Consider the following 16129-nt stretch of genomic DNA (forward strand, 5'->3'; position numbering starts at 1 on the left):
TCCGGCCTCTTCCCGCAAGCGGGGAGAGGCGAATAAACCTCAATCCACATCATTCAAGGTCGCAAACAACGTCTGGCGCGAGGCCACTGCGGTGATGGCGCCGATCAGCACGGCCTGGACCGCGAGCACGATGTAGCCCGACGGCCGCAGCGAGAAGGTGCCGAGCAGCGCGGCGAACTGGTCGCCGACGGGGGTACCGGAAAACCAGCCGGCGATCGACTCGGAGAAGCCGAATACCAGCATGGCGGCGCCGCCGCCGATCACGCCGCCCTCGAGGCCCAGCCTGAGGAAATGACGCAAGAAATGATTGGCGATGTAGCGGTCGCCGGCACCGACGAAATGCAGCACCTCGACGATCGGGCGGTTCGCCGCCATGGCGCCGCGGGTCGCGAACGAGACGGAGATAATCGTGGCGACGATGACGAGCGCGAGGATGCCGAGGCCGGCGAGCACGGTGGCGTTGGTCATCGAGCGCATCCGCTCGATCCAGGCGCGATGATCGTCGACGCTGGCGCCCGGCGCGACCTGCGCCACCCGTGCGCGCAAGGCGCCGAGATCGAGCAGCGTGCCGGGTTGCACCCGCGCAATGATCATGCGCGGCACCGGCAGATCGTCCATCGACAGCCCCGTGCCGAGCCAGGGTTCGAGCAGCTTGCCGCTCTCCTCCTTGCTGAACGGCTTGACCTCGACGACGCCGGCTTGCGCGCGCATCGCCTCCGTCACCGCGGCGGTGTCGCGTTCGAGATCGCGGCCGGCCTGTGGGCGAACCTGGATGGTGATCTCGCTCGCGACGTCCGACTGCCATTCCGCGGCGGAGGCGCTCACCAGCAGCACGGTGCCGGTGGCCATCGACGCGAGGAAGGTCATGATGGCAACGACGGCGACCAGCGCCCGGCCCTGGATCGAGGCACGCGGCACGATCGGCGACATGTTGCGCGCCTTGGCCGGCAGCTGCGGACGTTCTTGTCCGAGGTCGACCAGCACGCCGCGCTCGTCGGTCCTATTCATAGACGTGCAGCCGTCCCTGGTGCAGCACCAGCCGCCGTGCCTCATACTGGTCCATCAGGCCGATGTCGTGGGTCGCGATGATGACGGCGGTGCCCGATTTGTTGAGCTCGATGAAGAGCCGCAGCAGGCGGCGTCCGAGCGTCGGATCGACGCTGCCGGTCGGCTCGTCCGCAAGCAGCAGCTGCGGCCGCGAGATCACGGCGCGCGCGATCGCCGCGCGCTGCTTCTCGCCGCCCGACAGGATCGGCGGCAGCGCGTCCATGCGGTCGCCAAGCCCGACCCAGCGCAACAGATCGATCACCTCCTTGCGGTAGCTCGACTCGCTGCGGCCCATGACGCGGAACGGCAGGGCAACGTTCTCATAGGTCGTCATGTGATCGAGCAGGCGAAAATCCTGGAGCACGATGCCGATGCGCTTGCGCAAATCGGCGATCTCGTCCTTGCCGAGCTGCGAGATGTCGTGGCCGAACAGATTGACGAGGCCCCGCGTCGGCCGATGCGACAGGAACAACAGGCGCAGCAATGAGGTCTTGCCGGCACCGGACGGGCCGGTGAGGAACTGGAACGAATGCGCCGGGATCTGGAAGCTGAGGTCGCGCAGGATCTCCGGCCCCAGACCGTAACGCAATCCGACATTTTCGAACCGAACCAAGCTCAGCTCCGTTCGAGAGGGGGCGCAGGTCGCGTGGCTGCGCTCCGCCATGCGCGATCATCGGGTTTTGCCGCCGTTATGGTTTCCGGTTCGTTAACGGTCGGCCTGTAGCATATTTGGTAGCAGCCTGATCGCCCGGTTCTCTCCCCGGCGCGGTCATGGTCAAAAGCTCGTTCAAGTCCTGGTTCATGCATCAAGGCTCGTCTCGTCCATGCATATCGTCTGCCCCCATTGTATGACATCCTACGCCATCAAGCTCGCGAGCCTTGGGGCGAACGGACGGGCGGTCCGCTGTTCCCGCTGCAAGGAGACCTGGATCGCCCATGCCGAGGATGCCATCGAGGAGGCGTCCGTTCCGGCCATGGCTGCAGCCAGCCAGGCCGACGACCAGTCCGACCTCGCCGAGCAGTGGGATTCCTATGCCAAGGACGACAGCGCCGCGGATGCGCCCATCGTCGACAGCCCCTCGATCGCCAGTGACTGGCCCGATGAAGAAGCCAAGGAAACCGAGGACGAGTGGTCAGCGGCGGCCCGGGAGGCCGAGGAGGAGGTCGCCGGCGCGCAGCATCACTCCTGGTTCCGCGGCCTGTTCCGCCGGCCCGGGGCGCGGGTCAGCCGCCCGGCCGCCACAATTGCTCCGCGAAAATCCACTTTCGGCCTGCCGACCGCCTGTGCCGCCATGGGGGCGCTGGTGCTGGCGCTGGTGATCTGGCGTGGCGACATGGTGCGGCTGCTGCCGCAGACGGCAGCGTTCTATAAGCTGGTCGGGCTCGAGGTGAACCTGCGGGGCCTCGCCTTCAAGGACGTCAAGCTGTCCAGCGAGACCGTGGACGGTAAGCAGGTGTTGGTGATCGAGGGCGTGATCGTCGGCAAGGGCAAGAAGCCGCTCGACATCCCGCGGCTGCGCTTTGCCGTGCGCGACGCGCAAGGAGCGGAGATCTACGCCTGGAATACCGTGCTGGAGCAGACCGTGCTGCGGCCCGGCGAGCGCGCCTTCTTCCGCTCGCGTCTCGCCTCGCCGCCGCCGGAGGGCCGCAATATCGACGTTCGCTTCTTCAACCGGCGCGACATTGCCGGCGGCAGCGTATAATCCGCCTCGCAAGGTCCCGCGCGGGAGTTGATCCCAAGGTTTGTCTCATGCCGAAGATCCTGATCGCCGACGACGAGGATTCGATGCGCACGCTGGTGGCGCGCGCCATCGCCATGGACGGCCACGAGACCGTCACCGCGCAAGACGGCGCCGAGGCGCTGGAGATCCTGAGCCGCGAGGACGGCGCCTTCGACCTGCTGCTCACCGACATCCAGATGCCCGTCATGGACGGCATCGCGCTGGCGCTCTCCGCCGCGCGCGATTTTCCCGATCTGACCATCTTGCTGATGACCGGCTTTGCCGACCAGCGCGAGCGCGCCTCGAACCTCAATGCGCTGGTGCACGACGTCGTGACAAAGCCGTTCTCGGTCGCCGACATCCGCACCGCGGTGGCGGACGCGCTGGCGGCGAGGAAGGGGTAGCCCGAAGCTATCGCCTTATACTCCGCTGTCATGCCCCGGCTTGACCGGGGCATCCAGTACGCCGCGGCCCCTCGGATGACTCACTGGCTTCTCGGAATACTGGATCGCCCGGTCAAGCCGGGCGATGACACCGCGTGCGACGCTAAAAATCCTTCAGAAGCCGCTCGATGTAATCGAGCTCGATCTGCGGGCGCGAGCTGTCGCCGAGGCGGCGGCGGAGCTCTTCGAGGATACGCCGGACACGCTGGGCGTCGATCTCGCCGGGGATCTTGACGGTGTAGTCGTCGCTGAGATCGCGGCCGTGAAGCGGGCGCCCCAGCGGATCGGTCTGATTGCCGCCGCTCTGCTGACGGCCGGCCCGATTGCCGGGACCATCGTTCTGCCCGTCGCCATCGCCCTGCTGCATCGCTTCGGCCATCTTCTGCGCGCCCTTGCGCATCGCCTCGAGAGCCTTGCCCTGCGAGTCCACGGCACCGTCGGCATTGCCCTCGCCGAGCTTCGAACCGGCATCGCCCATGGCGCCGTCGGCGGCGTCGAGGCTGCCGTCGTCATCGCCCTGGTCACCGTCCTGATCGCCGTTCTGGTCCCCCTGCTGGCCTTTCTGTCCCTGCTGCCCTTTCTGGCCCTTTTGCCCCTTCTGCGTGAGGCCGCGCTTGGCGAGCTCGTCCTGCAGCTTCTTCAACCGGTCGCGCAGCGACTGCTGATCCTGCTGCAGGTCCGACATCGACTGGTCGCCCTGCTTGCCGCGCGAGCGGTCACGCCGGGCATCCTGGCCCTGCTTGAAGGTCTTGTCGCGCAATTGCTGCTGCTTGCGGATCATGTCGCTGAGCTCGTTGAGCGCCTGCTCCATCTCGCTCTCGCCGGATTGTCCGGGCTGCGCCATCTGGAGATTTTCCATGATCTGCGCGAGCTGCTCGAGCATGCGCTGGGCCGCCTCGCGATTGCCCTCGCGCGCCGCCTTCTCGATCTGCCGCAGCAGGTCGTCGAGATCGCGCTGCGTGATGACGTTGCGATCGCGGCTGGAGGACTGGCTTCGCTCCGTCGCCCGCTTGTATTCCTCGAGCTTCTGAATGGCGTCGGACTGGTTGCTCAGGCTCTTGCCGGACTCCTTCTGCCTGAGGCTGTCGCCGGAATCCTGCATCGCCTTTTCGGCACCGTCGAGCAGCGCGTCGGGATCCTGATCCAGCTGGGCAAAGGCCGGCGAGACGCCGCCGAGCAGCAAGGCGAGGCAGGCGACCGACATCGCCTTCAAGACTGGCACGCGTGCTAGCTTCCGCATTTCCGGTCCCGCGTAAACTGGTTGGTCTTGTCGTCCCCCGCCTTGTTGGCACGGCTGTTCGCCGACTTCCGATAAGCTTGAAGCTGCTCGCGCAAGACATCCTGCTGCTGCGCCAGCTCGGCGAGCTGCTCGGGCGTCGCATGCTGGGTCTTTTGCCGCAGCTCGATCGCCTTGTCGAGGATGAGCTGGACCTCGGCCGGGAACGGCTGCCGGGCGCCAAGCGGATTCTGTTCAGCGCGTCGGGCGAGGTCGCGCACCTTGCCGGCCATCGCCTCACGCAGCTTCTGCGTCAGCACCCTGAGCTCGTCCTCGCTGGCACCGCGTTCCAGGGCCGCCTTGAGCGCGTCCTGCGCCGAGCGCAGCGCGGCGTTGACGCTGCCGGCGACACCGTCGTCCTCGATGGTGGTCGCAAACGCCCACATGCTCGCCACCACATTGCGTAGCGCATCGTCGGTGCGGGCAGCCTCGAGCTGGGTCGCAAGGCTCCGAAGGCCGAGATAGCAGCCGGCGTCCGGCGTGAACAATTCGGGTGCGATCATCAGCGCGTCGAGCGCGGTGTAGACGTCCGAATTCCTGTTGGCGTCGAGCGCGAGGATGCGGCGCTGCTCGATCAGCGCGCGCGCCAGCGAGTTGGTGAAGAGACGCTCGGGCAGGCGCATGTTGAAGGGTTCGCTTTTAGCCTCGTTGCCGGCCTCGTCCTTGGCGGTGAGCGTCAGCGTGACGTCGGCGCCGGCATAGGGGTCCTCGCTGAGGTCCTTCACCGTCTGGCCGACGCCGTTGCGGGTGCGCGCGTTCGGCAGCACGAGCGGGAATTTCGGCGGCTCGAACAGCGGCCGCGCCGCAGCCTTGCCGTCGGAAGCCTTGCCGTCGGAATCCTTGCTGCCATCCTTGGCCGCATCCTTGCCGTCGTCGGGACGCAAGCCGATGTGGGCCTCCGCGCCGGTCACGCCGTAGTCGTCCTCGACCTTGTAGGAGAGCTGGAGTCCGCCACGCGCCTGGCGCTCGGGATCCTTGGCGAGCGAGATCGTCGGCGGGCGGTCCGGCGTCGCCGCGAACGCCCATTGCGGTTGGCCGGAGGGCGCGCGGACATGCGCGGTGCCGTCAGCGGTGATGCTGAAATGCTTCTCGTTGGTTCCCTTGGGCGCGGCCTCCGCGGGCGCGACCTCCTTGAGGCCGCCGGAGACGGTGACATCCAGACTGCCGCCGGAAGAGCGCACGATCAGGGTCGAGCCGGCGGGAACGGCGAGCGGACCGGAGGCCGGTAGCGCCGCAGCCTCTTTGTTGGCGGCAGACAGGATGACGGGCGGCTTGCCGGTGTAAAGCGGCGGCGTGACCCAGGCATCGACGCGAACATTGGCGGGGGCCAGCACGCCATTCCAGTCGAAGGCAGCCCCAAGCCGCATTCCGCGCTCGTCACCGGCGGCGAAGAAGGTCGCAACCAGCATCACCATGACCAGCGCGCGCAGCGCCCAGGGATCATGCAGCGCGAGCCGCGGATGCGGCAGTCCGGCGCGGATCCGCTTGATCGTGGCCAGTGTACGTTCGCGCTGCGCCTGCCACAGCGCCTGTGCGACCGGATCCTGCGAGGACAGCGTGTCGGTCAGCGTCGTGGCCGGACGATGACGGATGCCGGAGCCACGATCGAGCCGGCTCAGTGCCTCTTCGCGGCCCGGCCAGCGGAAGCGAATCAGGGGCAACAGGGCGGCAATCGCAACGCCGGCGAAAACGAGAAGACCGATGGCACGGGCAATGAAAGGCAGCGCCAGCCAGAGGCCGGCCCAGGACACCACCAGGAACAGGCCGACGACGGTCAGAAGCCGCGCCAGATGTGGCCAGGCACGCTCCCACGCGATGGCATAGACGGCCCGATCGAGGGCCTGCGCCAGCTTCAGCCGCGACAGAGCGTCACTGTTGCGGATCGGGTCTGACGGGTCGGGGGTGACGCCGTTCAATCAACTCTCCAGGTTGCCCGGTCGAGAGAAGCCTATCACAACGGCAGCACTGAGGCATCCGTTCCGGTACGGGAGATACCCCTTTTCCCGCATAACACGAGGACGTGACTGACCCGGCCCAACCCCGTAATTTCCGCGCGCCACCTGAGGAAGACGCAAGGAAGGTAAGGGAAACGCCATGGACAAGAAGATGCACGACAAGGGCCTGGAAGTCCGCAAAGCGGTGCTGGGCGAGGCCTATGTCAACAATGCCCTGAAGAACGTCGACGATTTCAACCGTCCGTTCCAGGAGATGCTGAACGAATATTGCTGGGGCACGGTGTGGGGCCGCGAGGAGCTGCCGCGCAAGACCCGCAGCATGCTCAACATCGCCATGATCGCGATCCTCAACCGCCAGCACGAATTCCGCGCGCATCTGAAGGGCGCGCTGACCAACGGCGTCACCCGCGACGAGATCCGCGAGATCCTGATGCAGGTCGCGATCTATGGCGGCATGCCCGCCGCGGTCGACAGCTTTCGCATCGCGCGCGAAGTGTTCGCGGAGATCGACGGAAAGGCGTGAGGCCGGCTCTCTCCCCTGTCGTCCCGGACAAGCGCCAGCGCCGATCCGGGACCCATAGCCACAGGGAGATGTGGTTACGGAGACTCGGAGTGACCGCTTTCGCGCAACGCTCCTCCCTTGGGTTATCGCGACGAGCGCAAGCGCTCGCGCGCCGATCCCGGATCGGCGCGCGCTTGAAGCGCGCTTGTCCGGGACGACGGCGGAGGGCGGAGCGTGCATCTTTCACAACAACGAATAACAAGCACAAGGAAACACCATGGACATCGGATTCATCGGCCTCGGAAACATGGGTTTCCCGATGGCGCGGCGGCTGATCGAGGCGGGTCACAGGCTCGTCGTGTTCGACACGCGCAAGGAGGTCATGGACAAGCTCGTTGCGCGCGGTGCGACGGCCGCGACATCACCGAAGGACGTCGCCGATCAGGTCGAGACGGTGATGGCGAGCCTGCCCTCGTTGCAGGCTTCGCTCGAGGTTGCAACGGGACCGAACGGCGTGATCGAGGGCAAACGCGCAAGACGCTTCATCGACCTCTCCACCGTAGGCTCGGCGATGGCCGTAAAGATTCACGGCCTGCTCGCCAAACGCAGCATCGTGTTGATCGACTGCCCCGTCTCCGGCGGCGTCGGCGGCGCCGAGAAGGGCACGCTGGCGGTGATGGTGTCCGGGCCTAGGGCCGAGTTCGAGCTGCTCAAGCCGGCGCTCGACGTCATCGGAAAAGTGTTCTTCATCGGCGAGAAGCCGGGCGCGGCACAGACCATGAAGCTCGCCAACAATTTCCTGTCCGCCACCGCGATCGTGGCGACGTCGGAAGCCGTGGTGATGGGCGTGAAAGCCGGGCTCGATCCCGCCGTGATGATCGACGTCATCAATGCCGGCTCCGGCATGAACACGGCGAGCCGCGACAAGTTTCCGCGCTCGGTGCTGCCGCGCAGCTTCGATTTCGGCTTCGCCACGGGACTGATGGTGAAGGACGTCCGGCTGGCGCTGGAGGAGATGAAGCAGCTCGGCCTGTCGATGGAGGTCGCCGACGCGGTCGGTCGGTTGTGGGAGACCGTCATAGCTGCAGAAGGCGCCGAGTCCGATTTCACCGCGGCGATCAAGCCGATCGAAAAGAAGGCGGGCGTCGTGGTGGGCGGAGCGAAGGGCGGATTGGCGGGGAAGTAGCGCTACATTCTCCGCTGTCGTCCCGAACAAGCGAAGCGCAGATCCGGAACCCATAACTACAGGACAAGGTTTGGCGAGGACTCGTAGTTACAGCTTAGCCGAACAACTCCGCCCTGTGGCTATGGGCCCCGCGTTCGCGGGGACGACACCGAATTTGTTCAGCTAGCGTCGCATCTCACGGTCAGACTACGACACAATCACAGCCACGGTGCCGGCTGATCCATCGCAATTAGCTGCTCGACCTCCACGCGTGGGCGCACCACGGCGTACTGATCGTCCTTCACCAGCACTTCCGGCACCAGTGGCCGGGTGTTGTAGGTGCCGGCCTGCACCGCACCATAGGCGCCGGCGGTCATGATGGCGAGGAGATCGCCGGGCGCGGGCATCGGCAGCGTGCGGTCGAGCGCGAGATAGTCGCCTGTTTCGCAGACCGGGCCGACGACATCGGCCAGGATGGTGGCGGCGCCCTTTGGGGCTTGCGTCACCGGCAGGATGTCGTGATGCGCCTCGTACAGCGTCGGGCGAATGAGGTCGTTCATCGCAGCGTCGATGATGACGAAATTCTTGCCGTCGCCGTGCTTCACATAGATCACCTTGGCAACGAGGATGCCGGCATTGCCGACGATCATGCGGCCGGGCTCGAACATCAGCGTGCAGCCGAGATTGTGGCTGACACGCTTGACCATGGCGGCATAGGCCGCCGGCGCCGGCGGCGCCTCGCGGTCCATATAATAGGGAATGCCGAGACCACCGCCGAAATCGACGTGGCTGATGGTGTGGCCATCGGCGCGCAGCGTCTGAACGAATTCGGAGAGAATGCGGAACGCCGTCTCCATGCCGGAGAGGTCGGTGATCTGACTGCCGATGTGCACGTCGGTGCCGGTCACCTCGATGCCCGGGAGTTTCGCGGCGCGGGCATAGACCTCGCGCGCATGCACGATCGGGATGCCGAACTTGTTCTCCGACTTGCCGGTGGAGATTTTTGCATGCGTGCCGGCGTCGACGTCGGGATTGACGCGCAACGAGATGCGCGCGGTCTTGCCCATCTCGGTCGCAAGCCGCGACAGCAGCTCGAGCTCGGGCTCTGACTCGACGTTGAGGCAGAGGATGTCGGCGGCGAGCGCGGCGCGGAGCTCCGTTTCGGTCTTGCCGACACCGGAGAACAGGATCTTGTTCGGCGGAATGCCGGCGGCTAGCGCGCGCTTCAATTCGCCGCCCGAGACCACGTCGGCGCCGGCTCCGAGCTTCGCCAGCGTGCGCAGCACCGACTGGTTCGAGTTCGCCTTCATGGCGTAGCAGACCAGCACCTTCTCGCCGGCGAAGGCATCCGTGAAGACGCGATAATGCCGCTCCAGTGTCGCGGTCGAATAGCAATAGAACGGCGTGCCGACGGTCGCGGCCAGCTCGGACAGGTTCACCGCCTCGGCGTGCAGCACGCCGTTGCGGTAGTCGAAATGGTTCATGGCTTAGGCTCGGTTGTCCCGGCTTATTTCTTGCCGGGAGGTTCGTCCAGGAGCGGGTCGAGAATAAACGGTTTCTTCCGGCCCTTGGCCGCCGCGGGCGCGGCTTCCGCACCGTAGGTGGGATTGAACACGCTCGGCGTCCGCTGGGCTTCGGTCTCGGTATCGACAGGCGCGGCACCGTTGGCCGTGGGCGCATTGGCGGTCGGCGGCAGATCCAGCGGCCCCTTGCGGCCGCAGCCGGCCAGCGCGAGCGCCGTCAGGCTCAAGACAATGATGGCCCACCCCGAACCGGCCGGGCGAAACTTTGACGTCACGACGAAATCCCCACTACGCGGGCCGCACCATACAGAGATTGGCGCGCTCTGGCGAGAGCCGGATGACCATGAAACATCAGCGAAATTTTGCCCTCAGCCCAATTTTCGCTCTTTTTCCAGCCGCTTCAGCCAGGCCTTGGCCTGGGACGCCACGTTCTTCGGCGCGGTGCCGCCGAAGCTGGTGCGACTCTTCACCGACGATTCGACCGAGAGCACGCCGAACACGTCCTTGGTGATTTTTGGCTCGATCGCCTGCATCTCCTTGAGCGGCAGCTCGTGCAGCGCCACGCCGCCTTCGGCGGCCTTGGCGACGATGCGGCCGGTGACGTGATGGGCCTCGCGGAACGGCATCTTCAGCGTCCGCACCAGCCAGTCGGCGAGATCGGTCGCGGTGGCATAGCCCTCGCCAGCAGCGGCCTTCATCCTGGCTTCGTCGGGGACGAGGTCGCGGACCATGCCGGTCATGGCGCGGATCGCAAGCGACAGCGCGGCAAAACCCTCCATGGCGCCCTGCTTGTCCTCCTGCATGTCCTTTTGATAGGCGAGCGGCAGGCCCTTCATCACGATCAACAGGCCGTTGAGCGCGCCGATGACGCGGCCGGTCTTGGCGCGCACCAGCTCGGCGGCATCCGGATTGCGCTTCTGCGGCATAATCGAGGATCCCGTGGTGAACTTGTCGCTGAGCCGGATCATGCCGACCAGCGGCGAGGTCCAGATCACGATCTCCTCGGCAAAGCGCGACATGTGCACCGCGCAGATCGAGGCCGCCGACAGCGTCTCCAGCACGAAGTCGCGGTCGGAGACGGCATCGAGCGAGTTCGCCATCGGACGGTCGAAGCCAAGCGCCTTCGCGGTGGCATGGCGGTCGATCGGGAACGAGGTGCCGGCCAGCGCGGCGGCGCCGAGCGGGGATTCGTTGAGGCGCTTGCGCGCATCCTGGAAACGGCCGCGATCGCGCGCGGCCATCTCGACATAGGCGAGCAGATGGTGGCCGAAAGTCACCGGCTGTGCGGTCTGCAGATGCGTGAAGCCGGGCATCACGGTGCCCGCGTGCTCCAGCGCACGCTCGACCAGTGCCTGCTGGAACGCCGCGAGCCCCGCATCTAGTTCATCGATGATGTCACGGACATAGAGACGGAAGTCGGTCGCGACCTGGTCGTTGCGCGAGCGCGCGGTGTGCAGGCGGCCGGCGGCGGGGCCGATCAGCTCGGACAGGCGGCTCTCGACATTCATGTGAATGTCCTCGAGCGCACGCTTGAACGCGAAGCCGCCCTTGCCGATCTCTGACAAAATCGTGTCTAGACCCTTGCCGATATTTTTCGCATCAGAAGCCGTGATGATGCCTTGGCTGGCGAGCATCGCGGCGTGGGCCTTGGACGCGGCAATGTCCTGGGCAAAGAGGTGACGATCGACGTCGATGGAGACGTTGATCTCTTCCATGATCTCATCGGGACGTTCCGAGAACCGGCCGCCCCACATCTTGTTGCTCATGATCCCCACGCCTTGATTTGCCGCACGTTTGCTGGCCGCCGCCAGCCGTATTAAGAGGCCCCTGATAGCCATATCTGCGACCGGATGACAAACGATATGCTCGACAAGAAGCCCTCCGCCACGCGCCGGGTCCCCCTCGTGATCGTCACCGTGGCGATCGGAGGCCTGGCGGGTTTTGCCGCGTTGTACGGGCTGGGCCTGGGGCGGTCGCCCGCAGGCGATCCGACCTGCCGGCCAGCGGTGGCCACGGCGAAAAAAATCGCCCCCCTCGCCCATGGCGAGCTGGCGGCGCTGACCATGGCGAGCGCCCCGCTGAAGCTACCCGACCTGGCTTTCGAGGATGCCGATGGCAAGCCGAAGAAGCTATCGGATTTCCGCGGCAAGACGCTGCTGGTGAACCTCTGGGCGACCTGGTGCGTGCCGTGCCGGAAGGAAATGCCAGCGCTGGACGAGCTTCAGGGCAAGCTGTCGGGCCCGAATTTCGAGGTGGTGGCGATCAATATCGACACGCGCGACCCCGATAAGCCGAAAAACTTCCTGAAAGAGGCCAATTTGGCCCGATTGAGCTATTTTAGCGACCAGAAAGCCAAGGTTTTTCAGGATCTTAAGGCCATAGGCCGGGCCCTGGGCATGCCGACCTCGGTGCTGGTCGATCCGCAAGGCTGCGAGATTGCGACGATCGCGGGGCCGGCGGAATGGGCGAGCGAGGACGCGCTCAAGCTGCTCCGGGCCGCCACCGGCAAGGCCGCTGCGGCGCTTTAGAAAGGGTCAGGCGGTGACGTTGAGATTGCCGCCGACACCAGGGCCGACATTGGCGAGCGAGGGCTGACCGGCGCCGAGCAGCGTCAGGACTGTGGACTTCTCCATGTCCGCGTTCTGCTTGGTCAGCGTCGCCGCAATATTCGACTGCAGCGCGCCTTGCTGAGCGGTCAGCATGGTGCTGACCATTGCCATCATGTCCATTACGCGAACCCTCGTACCGGCTGCAGCCTAGGCGCGAGGGGTTAACGGGACATGAAATGTTACAAGGCTGTGGGGTGGCCCTGTCCGGACAAGGTGCGGCACGAAGTGACGCGCCGCAGAGCCGGGACCCATGCTTCGGCGCGCGCTTGGCTTCTGGGCCCCGGCTCTGCAGCGCATCGCTGAGGCGCTGCGCAGCGTCCGGGGCACGAGAGTATCTACCGCGTCGGAACCGGCTTGGCGCCGCGGTAATCGTAGAAACCGCGCTGGGTCTTGCGGCCGAGCCAGCCGGCCTCGACGTATTTCACCAGCAGCGGGCACGGGCGGTATTTCGAATCGGCCAAGCCCTCATGCAGCACCTGCATGATGGAGAGGCAGGTATCGAGGCCGATGAAATCGGCAAGCTCCAGCGGTCCCATCGGATGGTGCGCGCCGAGCTTCATCGCCGCGTCGATCGCCTCGACATTGCCGACGCCTTCATACAGCGTGTAGATCGCCTCATTGATCATCGGCAGCAGGATGCGGTTGACGATGAAGGCCGGGAAATCCTCGGAGACCGCGACCTGCTTGCCGAGCTTGGCGACGAATTCCTTGGACGCCTCGAAGGTCGAATCATCGGTGGCAATGCCGCGGATCAGCTCCACCAGCTCCATCAGCGGAACCGGATTCATGAAGTGAATGCCGATGAAGCGCTCGGGCCGGTCGGTGGCGGCGGCAAGCCGTGTGATCGAGATCGAAGACGTATCGGAGGCGACGATCGCCTCCGGCTTCAACACCGCGCAGAGTTCATGGAAGATCTTGCGCTTGACCTCTTCCTTCTCGACCGCGGTCTCGATCACGAGGTCACAATCGGCGAGGTCGTCGAGCTTTTCGGCGGGCGTGATACGCGCCATCGCCTTGGTCTTGTCGTCCTCGGAGACGGCCTTCTTGGAGACCTGGCGCGCCAGATTGCCGTTGATGGTGGCCATGCCCGACTTGAGGCGGTCGGCCGAAACGTCGTTGAGCACCACGTCGAAGCCGGCGAGCGCCGCAACATGGGCGATGCCATTGCCCATCTGCCCCGCGCCGATCACGCCGACCTTCTTGATCACTGCCGCCATCTTGTCATCCACCGGAACGGCGCGCATGTCGCGCCTGCCTATCCCCCGAGCCGGGAGGTCTGATTTGATCAGAAGCTTGATTTAATCAGAACCCGGGCTCGAAACCTAGATTGGATCGCTTCGAAGGCGTGCCCCGCGCCAAAGAAAACGCCTCAGAAAAGCAACACCGGCCGGAGTTTATACCTCCGGCCGGTGTTTTTGGCCTGTTTTACTTGCCGAGCTTGCCGAGTTCGGCCGTCAGCTCCGGAACCGCCTGGTAGAGATCGGCGACCAAACCGTAATCGGCAACCTGGAAGATCGGCGCGTCCTCGTCCTTGTTGATCGCGACGATCACCTTGGAGTCCTTCATGCCGGCCAGATGCTGGATGGCGCCGGAAATGCCGACCGCGACATAGAGCTCGGGCGCCACGACCTTGCCGGTCTGGCCGACCTGCCAGTCGTTCGGCGCATAGCCGGCGTCGACCGCCGCGCGCGAGGCACCGACACCGGCCCCAAGCTTGTCGGCGAGCGGCTCGATGTATTTGGCAAAATTCTCGCGGCTCTGCATGGCGCGGCCACCGGAGACGATGATCTTGGCCGAGGTCAGCTCGGGACGGTCGCTCTTGGCGACCTCCTCGCCGACGAAGGACGACAGGCCCGGATCGGCGGCCGCTGCGACGGTCTCGACCGGCGCGCTGCCGCCCTCGCCCGCCGCGGCGAAGGTGGAGGTGCGCACCGTGATGACCTTCTTGGCGTCCTTCGACTTCACGGTCTGGATGGCGTTGCCGGCATAGATCGGGCGCTCATAGGTGTCGGGGGCGACGACCTTGATGATCTCAGAGACCTGCATGACGTCGAGCAGCGCGGCGACACGCGGCATCACGTTCTTGAAGCGCGAGGTCGCGGGCGCGACGATCGCGTCATAGCCGGAAGCCAGCGAGACGATCAGCGCGGCCAGCGGCTCCGCAAGATCGTGCGCGTAGAGGTCGCCGTCGGCGAGCCGCACCTTCTTCACGCCGGCGAGCTTGGCAGCGGCATCGGCGGCAGCCTTGGCGTTCTGGCCGGCGACCAGGACCTCGACATCCGCGCCGAGCGCGGCTGCCGCGGTCAGGGCCTTGTTGGTCGCATCCTTGAGCGACGCATTGTCGTGTTCGGCAATCAGAAGCGTCGTCATCAGAGCACCCCGGCTTCGTTCTTGAGTTTCGACACCAGCTCGGCAACGTCCTTGACCTTGACGCCCGCCTTGCGGCCCGCCGGTTCAGTCGTCTTGAGAACCTCGAGACGCGCGGCAACGTCGACGCCGTAATCAGCGACGGTCTTGTCCGCGATCGGCTTCTTCTTCGCCTTCATGATATTGGGCAGCGAAGCGTAGCGCGGCTCGTTGAGACGCAGATCCGTGGTGACGATCGCCGGTCCCTTCAGCTTCACGGTCTGCAGGCCGCCGTCGACTTCGCGGGTCACCTTGAAGTCAGAACCTTCGACCTCGAGCTTCGAGGCGAACGTCGCCTGCGACCAGCCGAGCAGCGCAGCCAGCATCTGGCCGGTCTGATTGGAATCGTCGTCGATCGCCTGCTTGCCGAGGATGATGAGGCCCGGCTGCTCTTCTTCCGCGACCTTCTTCAGGATCTTGGCGACCGCGAGCGGCTCGACTGCGCCTTCCGCTTTCACCAGGATGCCGCGGTCGGCGCCCATGGCAAGACCCGTGCGGATCGTCTCCGACGCCTGCGCCGGCCCAATGGAGACCACCACGACCTCGGTCGCCTTGCCGGCTTCCTTCAGGCGCAGCGCTTCCTCGACCGCGATTTCGTCGAACGGGTTCATCGACATCTTGACGTTGGCGAGTTCAACGCCCGATCCATCGCCCTTGACGCGGACCTTGACGTTGTAATCGACCACCCGCTTTACCGGCACTAAGACCTTCATCGATCCTCTTTCACTCAATTTGGGAGGGGGGTATCAACTGGCGCGGAACCTAAAGGCCTGATCTGCCCCGGTCAACGCGCGAACGGGCCTAAATTTGGCCTTCTGAAATGCAGAGCGCTCGGTGCGTCAGCGGTTCTGGCCCGGAACCCAGAGCACGTCACCGGCACCATTACCGTTGGCGGTCCGGCTGGCCACGAATAGGAAGTCCGACAGGCGGTTCATATATTGGATGCCAGCCGCGCTGACCTGCTCGCCGGGCCGGGCGGCCAGTTCCACGATGACCCGTTCCGCCCTGCGGCATATCGTGCGCGCCACATGGAGATGGGCAGCGGGCGGCGTGCCGCCGGGAAGCACGAAGGAGGTGAGCGGCTCAAGCTTGTCGTTGAGCGCGTCGATGTCGCGCTCGAGCCGCTCGACCTGGCTCGCCACCACCCGCAGCCGCTCCGCCTTGCCTTCACGCTCGGGCACCGCGAGATCGGCGCCGAGATCGAAAAGATCGTTCTGGATGCGGCCGAGCATCGCGTCGAACTCGGGCAGCCCTTGCGTATGGAGCCTGACCACGCCGATCGCGGCGTTGGTCTCGTCGACGGTGCCATAGGCTTCGATGCGCAGATCGTATTTCGGACGCCGCTCGCCGGTTCCGAGCGCCGTCGTGCCGTCGTCACCGGTCTTGGTGTAGATGCGGTTCAACGTGACCATGGGGACCTCTTAAAGTTGGGGCATGATCCTGTCGGAAAGCCGCTTCACTCTTTGCGCTAACGCGGCCCTT

17 protein-coding genes are annotated in these 16129 nt (G+C 65.5%); 5 read left to right on the forward strand and 12 right to left on the reverse strand.

Annotated elements, in window-relative coordinates; translation table 11 throughout:
* Positions 1 to 39: 39 nt before the first annotated feature.
* Both XH84_RS38405 and ftsE read right to left on the reverse strand, forming a co-directional pair.
* Positions 40 to 1008 (reverse strand): cell division protein FtsX, encoded by a 969-nt coding sequence (locus XH84_RS38405; RefSeq protein ID WP_128920431.1) that lies wholly within the window; start codon positions 1006 to 1008, stop codon positions 40 to 42.
* Positions 1001 to 1660 carry a cell division ATP-binding protein FtsE gene (gene ftsE, locus XH84_RS38410; protein WP_018646542.1) on the reverse strand — a complete coding sequence of 220 codons (660 nt, stop codon included), beginning with the start codon at positions 1658 to 1660 and terminating at the stop codon, positions 1001 to 1003. The genes XH84_RS38405 and ftsE overlap by 8 nt, the downstream gene beginning before the upstream one ends.
* Before the next feature lie 211 nt (positions 1661 to 1871).
* On the opposite strand from ftsE, the gene XH84_RS38415 reads away from it, so the two are divergent.
* Entirely contained in the window at positions 1872 to 2750 is an 879-nt protein-coding gene (locus tag XH84_RS38415) for an MJ0042-type zinc finger domain-containing protein (protein WP_128920430.1), read from the forward strand.
* Positions 2751 to 2797: 47 nt separating this feature from the next.
* Positions 2798 to 3172, forward strand: coding sequence for a response regulator (locus XH84_RS38420; RefSeq protein WP_128920429.1), 375 nt, complete (start codon positions 2798 to 2800; stop codon positions 3170 to 3172).
* Between the two features lie 142 nt (positions 3173 to 3314).
* Here XH84_RS38420 and XH84_RS38425 read toward each other — a convergent pair whose 3' ends face one another.
* Both XH84_RS38425 and XH84_RS38430 read right to left on the reverse strand, forming a co-directional pair.
* Positions 3315 to 4451 (reverse strand): DUF4175 family protein, encoded by a 1137-nt coding sequence (locus tag XH84_RS38425; protein ID WP_128920428.1) that lies wholly within the window; start codon positions 4449 to 4451, stop codon positions 3315 to 3317.
* On the reverse strand, positions 4439 to 6403 hold the full coding sequence (locus XH84_RS38430) for a TIGR02302 family protein (protein WP_128920427.1): 1965 nt from the start codon (positions 6401 to 6403) through the stop codon (positions 4439 to 4441). Before XH84_RS38430 ends, XH84_RS38425 begins: the two co-directional genes overlap by 13 nt.
* Positions 6404 to 6581: 178 nt before the next feature.
* On the opposite strand from XH84_RS38430, the gene XH84_RS38435 reads away from it, so the two are divergent.
* A complete protein-coding gene (locus XH84_RS38435; RefSeq protein ID WP_008567285.1) occupies positions 6582 to 6965 on the forward strand; it encodes a carboxymuconolactone decarboxylase family protein in 384 nt (127 codons plus the stop codon).
* 256 nt (positions 6966 to 7221) lie between these two features.
* A complete protein-coding gene (locus tag XH84_RS38440; protein WP_128920426.1) occupies positions 7222 to 8130 on the forward strand; it encodes an NAD(P)-dependent oxidoreductase in 909 nt (302 codons plus the stop codon).
* Positions 8131 to 8327: 197 nt separating this feature from the next.
* Here the strand turns inward: XH84_RS38440 and lysA are convergent, their stop codons facing one another.
* The 3 genes from lysA to argH form a co-directional block, all read right to left on the reverse strand.
* On the reverse strand, positions 8328 to 9593 hold the full coding sequence (gene lysA / locus XH84_RS38445) for a diaminopimelate decarboxylase (RefSeq protein ID WP_128920425.1): 1266 nt from the start codon (positions 9591 to 9593) through the stop codon (positions 8328 to 8330).
* A gap of 23 nt (positions 9594 to 9616) precedes the next feature.
* Entirely contained in the window at positions 9617 to 9907 is a 291-nt protein-coding gene (gene lptM, locus XH84_RS38450) for an LPS translocon maturation chaperone LptM (RefSeq protein ID WP_128920424.1), read from the reverse strand.
* Between the two features lie 93 nt (positions 9908 to 10000).
* Positions 10001 to 11398, reverse strand: a complete 1398-nt coding sequence (gene argH, locus XH84_RS38455; RefSeq protein WP_128920423.1) for an argininosuccinate lyase — start codon at positions 11396 to 11398, stop codon at positions 10001 to 10003.
* Positions 11399 to 11494: 96 nt separating this feature from the next.
* On the opposite strand from argH, the gene tlpA reads away from it, so the two are divergent.
* Positions 11495 to 12160, forward strand: a complete 666-nt coding sequence (gene tlpA / locus XH84_RS38460) for a thiol:disulfide interchange protein TlpA (RefSeq protein ID WP_128920422.1) — start codon at positions 11495 to 11497, stop codon at positions 12158 to 12160.
* 6 nt (positions 12161 to 12166) lie between these two features.
* Here tlpA and XH84_RS38465 read toward each other — a convergent pair whose 3' ends face one another.
* From XH84_RS38465 to XH84_RS38485, 5 genes are all read right to left on the reverse strand, one after another.
* On the reverse strand, positions 12167 to 12361 hold the full coding sequence (locus tag XH84_RS38465) for a hypothetical protein (RefSeq protein ID WP_128920421.1): 195 nt from the start codon (positions 12359 to 12361) through the stop codon (positions 12167 to 12169).
* 215 nt (positions 12362 to 12576) lie between these two features.
* Positions 12577 to 13458 carry a 3-hydroxybutyryl-CoA dehydrogenase gene (locus tag XH84_RS38470; RefSeq protein WP_128920420.1) on the reverse strand — a complete coding sequence of 294 codons (882 nt, stop codon included), beginning with the start codon at positions 13456 to 13458 and terminating at the stop codon, positions 12577 to 12579.
* A gap of 208 nt (positions 13459 to 13666) precedes the next feature.
* A complete protein-coding gene (locus XH84_RS38475; protein WP_128920419.1) occupies positions 13667 to 14611 on the reverse strand; it encodes an electron transfer flavoprotein subunit alpha/FixB family protein in 945 nt (314 codons plus the stop codon).
* The gene (locus XH84_RS38480; RefSeq protein ID WP_128920418.1) at positions 14611 to 15360 is read right to left on the reverse strand and encodes an electron transfer flavoprotein subunit beta/FixA family protein; all 750 of its coding nucleotides are present in this window, start codon (positions 15358 to 15360) and stop codon (positions 14611 to 14613) included. The genes XH84_RS38475 and XH84_RS38480 overlap by 1 nt, the downstream gene beginning before the upstream one ends.
* Positions 15361 to 15486: 126 nt before the next feature.
* Positions 15487 to 16059, reverse strand: coding sequence for a cob(I)yrinic acid a,c-diamide adenosyltransferase (locus tag XH84_RS38485; protein WP_128920417.1), 573 nt, complete (start codon positions 16057 to 16059; stop codon positions 15487 to 15489).
* Positions 16060 to 16129: the final 70 nt, after the last annotated feature.

Source organism: Bradyrhizobium nanningense, assembly GCF_004114535.1.
GTDB classification, from domain to species: Bacteria; Pseudomonadota; Alphaproteobacteria; order Rhizobiales; family Xanthobacteraceae; genus Bradyrhizobium; species Bradyrhizobium nanningense.

What these genes read in the sequence shown, in the direction of transcription:
- argH (WP_128920423.1), bottom strand. Translation starts at nt 11,398, where the DNA reads ATGAGCAACAAGATGTGGGGCGGCCGGTTCTCGGAACGTCCCGATGAG.
- XH84_RS38435 (WP_008567285.1), top strand. Translation starts at nt 6,582, where the DNA reads ATGGACAAGAAGATGCACGACAAGGGCCTGGAAGTCCGCAAAGCGGTG.
- XH84_RS38405 (WP_128920431.1), bottom strand. Translation starts at nt 1,008, where the DNA reads ATGAATAGGACCGACGAGCGCGGCGTGCTGGTCGACCTCGGACAAGAA.
- lysA (WP_128920425.1), bottom strand. Translation starts at nt 9,593, where the DNA reads ATGAACCATTTCGACTACCGCAACGGCGTGCTGCACGCCGAGGCGGTG.
- XH84_RS38415 (WP_128920430.1), top strand. Translation starts at nt 1,872, where the DNA reads ATGCATATCGTCTGCCCCCATTGTATGACATCCTACGCCATCAAGCTC.
- XH84_RS38465 (WP_128920421.1), bottom strand. Translation starts at nt 12,361, where the DNA reads ATGGACATGATGGCAATGGTCAGCACCATGCTGACCGCTCAGCAAGGC.
- XH84_RS38485 (WP_128920417.1), bottom strand. Translation starts at nt 16,059, where the DNA reads ATGGTCACGTTGAACCGCATCTACACCAAGACCGGTGACGACGGCACG.
- tlpA (WP_128920422.1), top strand. Translation starts at nt 11,495, where the DNA reads ATGCTCGACAAGAAGCCCTCCGCCACGCGCCGGGTCCCCCTCGTGATC.
- XH84_RS38425 (WP_128920428.1), bottom strand. Translation starts at nt 4,451, where the DNA reads ATGCGGAAGCTAGCACGCGTGCCAGTCTTGAAGGCGATGTCGGTCGCC.
- XH84_RS38480 (WP_128920418.1), bottom strand. Translation starts at nt 15,360, where the DNA reads ATGAAGGTCTTAGTGCCGGTAAAGCGGGTGGTCGATTACAACGTCAAG.
- XH84_RS38470 (WP_128920420.1), bottom strand. Translation starts at nt 13,458, where the DNA reads ATGGCGGCAGTGATCAAGAAGGTCGGCGTGATCGGCGCGGGGCAGATG.
- XH84_RS38475 (WP_128920419.1), bottom strand. Translation starts at nt 14,611, where the DNA reads ATGACGACGCTTCTGATTGCCGAACACGACAATGCGTCGCTCAAGGAT.
- XH84_RS38420 (WP_128920429.1), top strand. Translation starts at nt 2,798, where the DNA reads ATGCCGAAGATCCTGATCGCCGACGACGAGGATTCGATGCGCACGCTG.
- XH84_RS38440 (WP_128920426.1), top strand. Translation starts at nt 7,222, where the DNA reads ATGGACATCGGATTCATCGGCCTCGGAAACATGGGTTTCCCGATGGCG.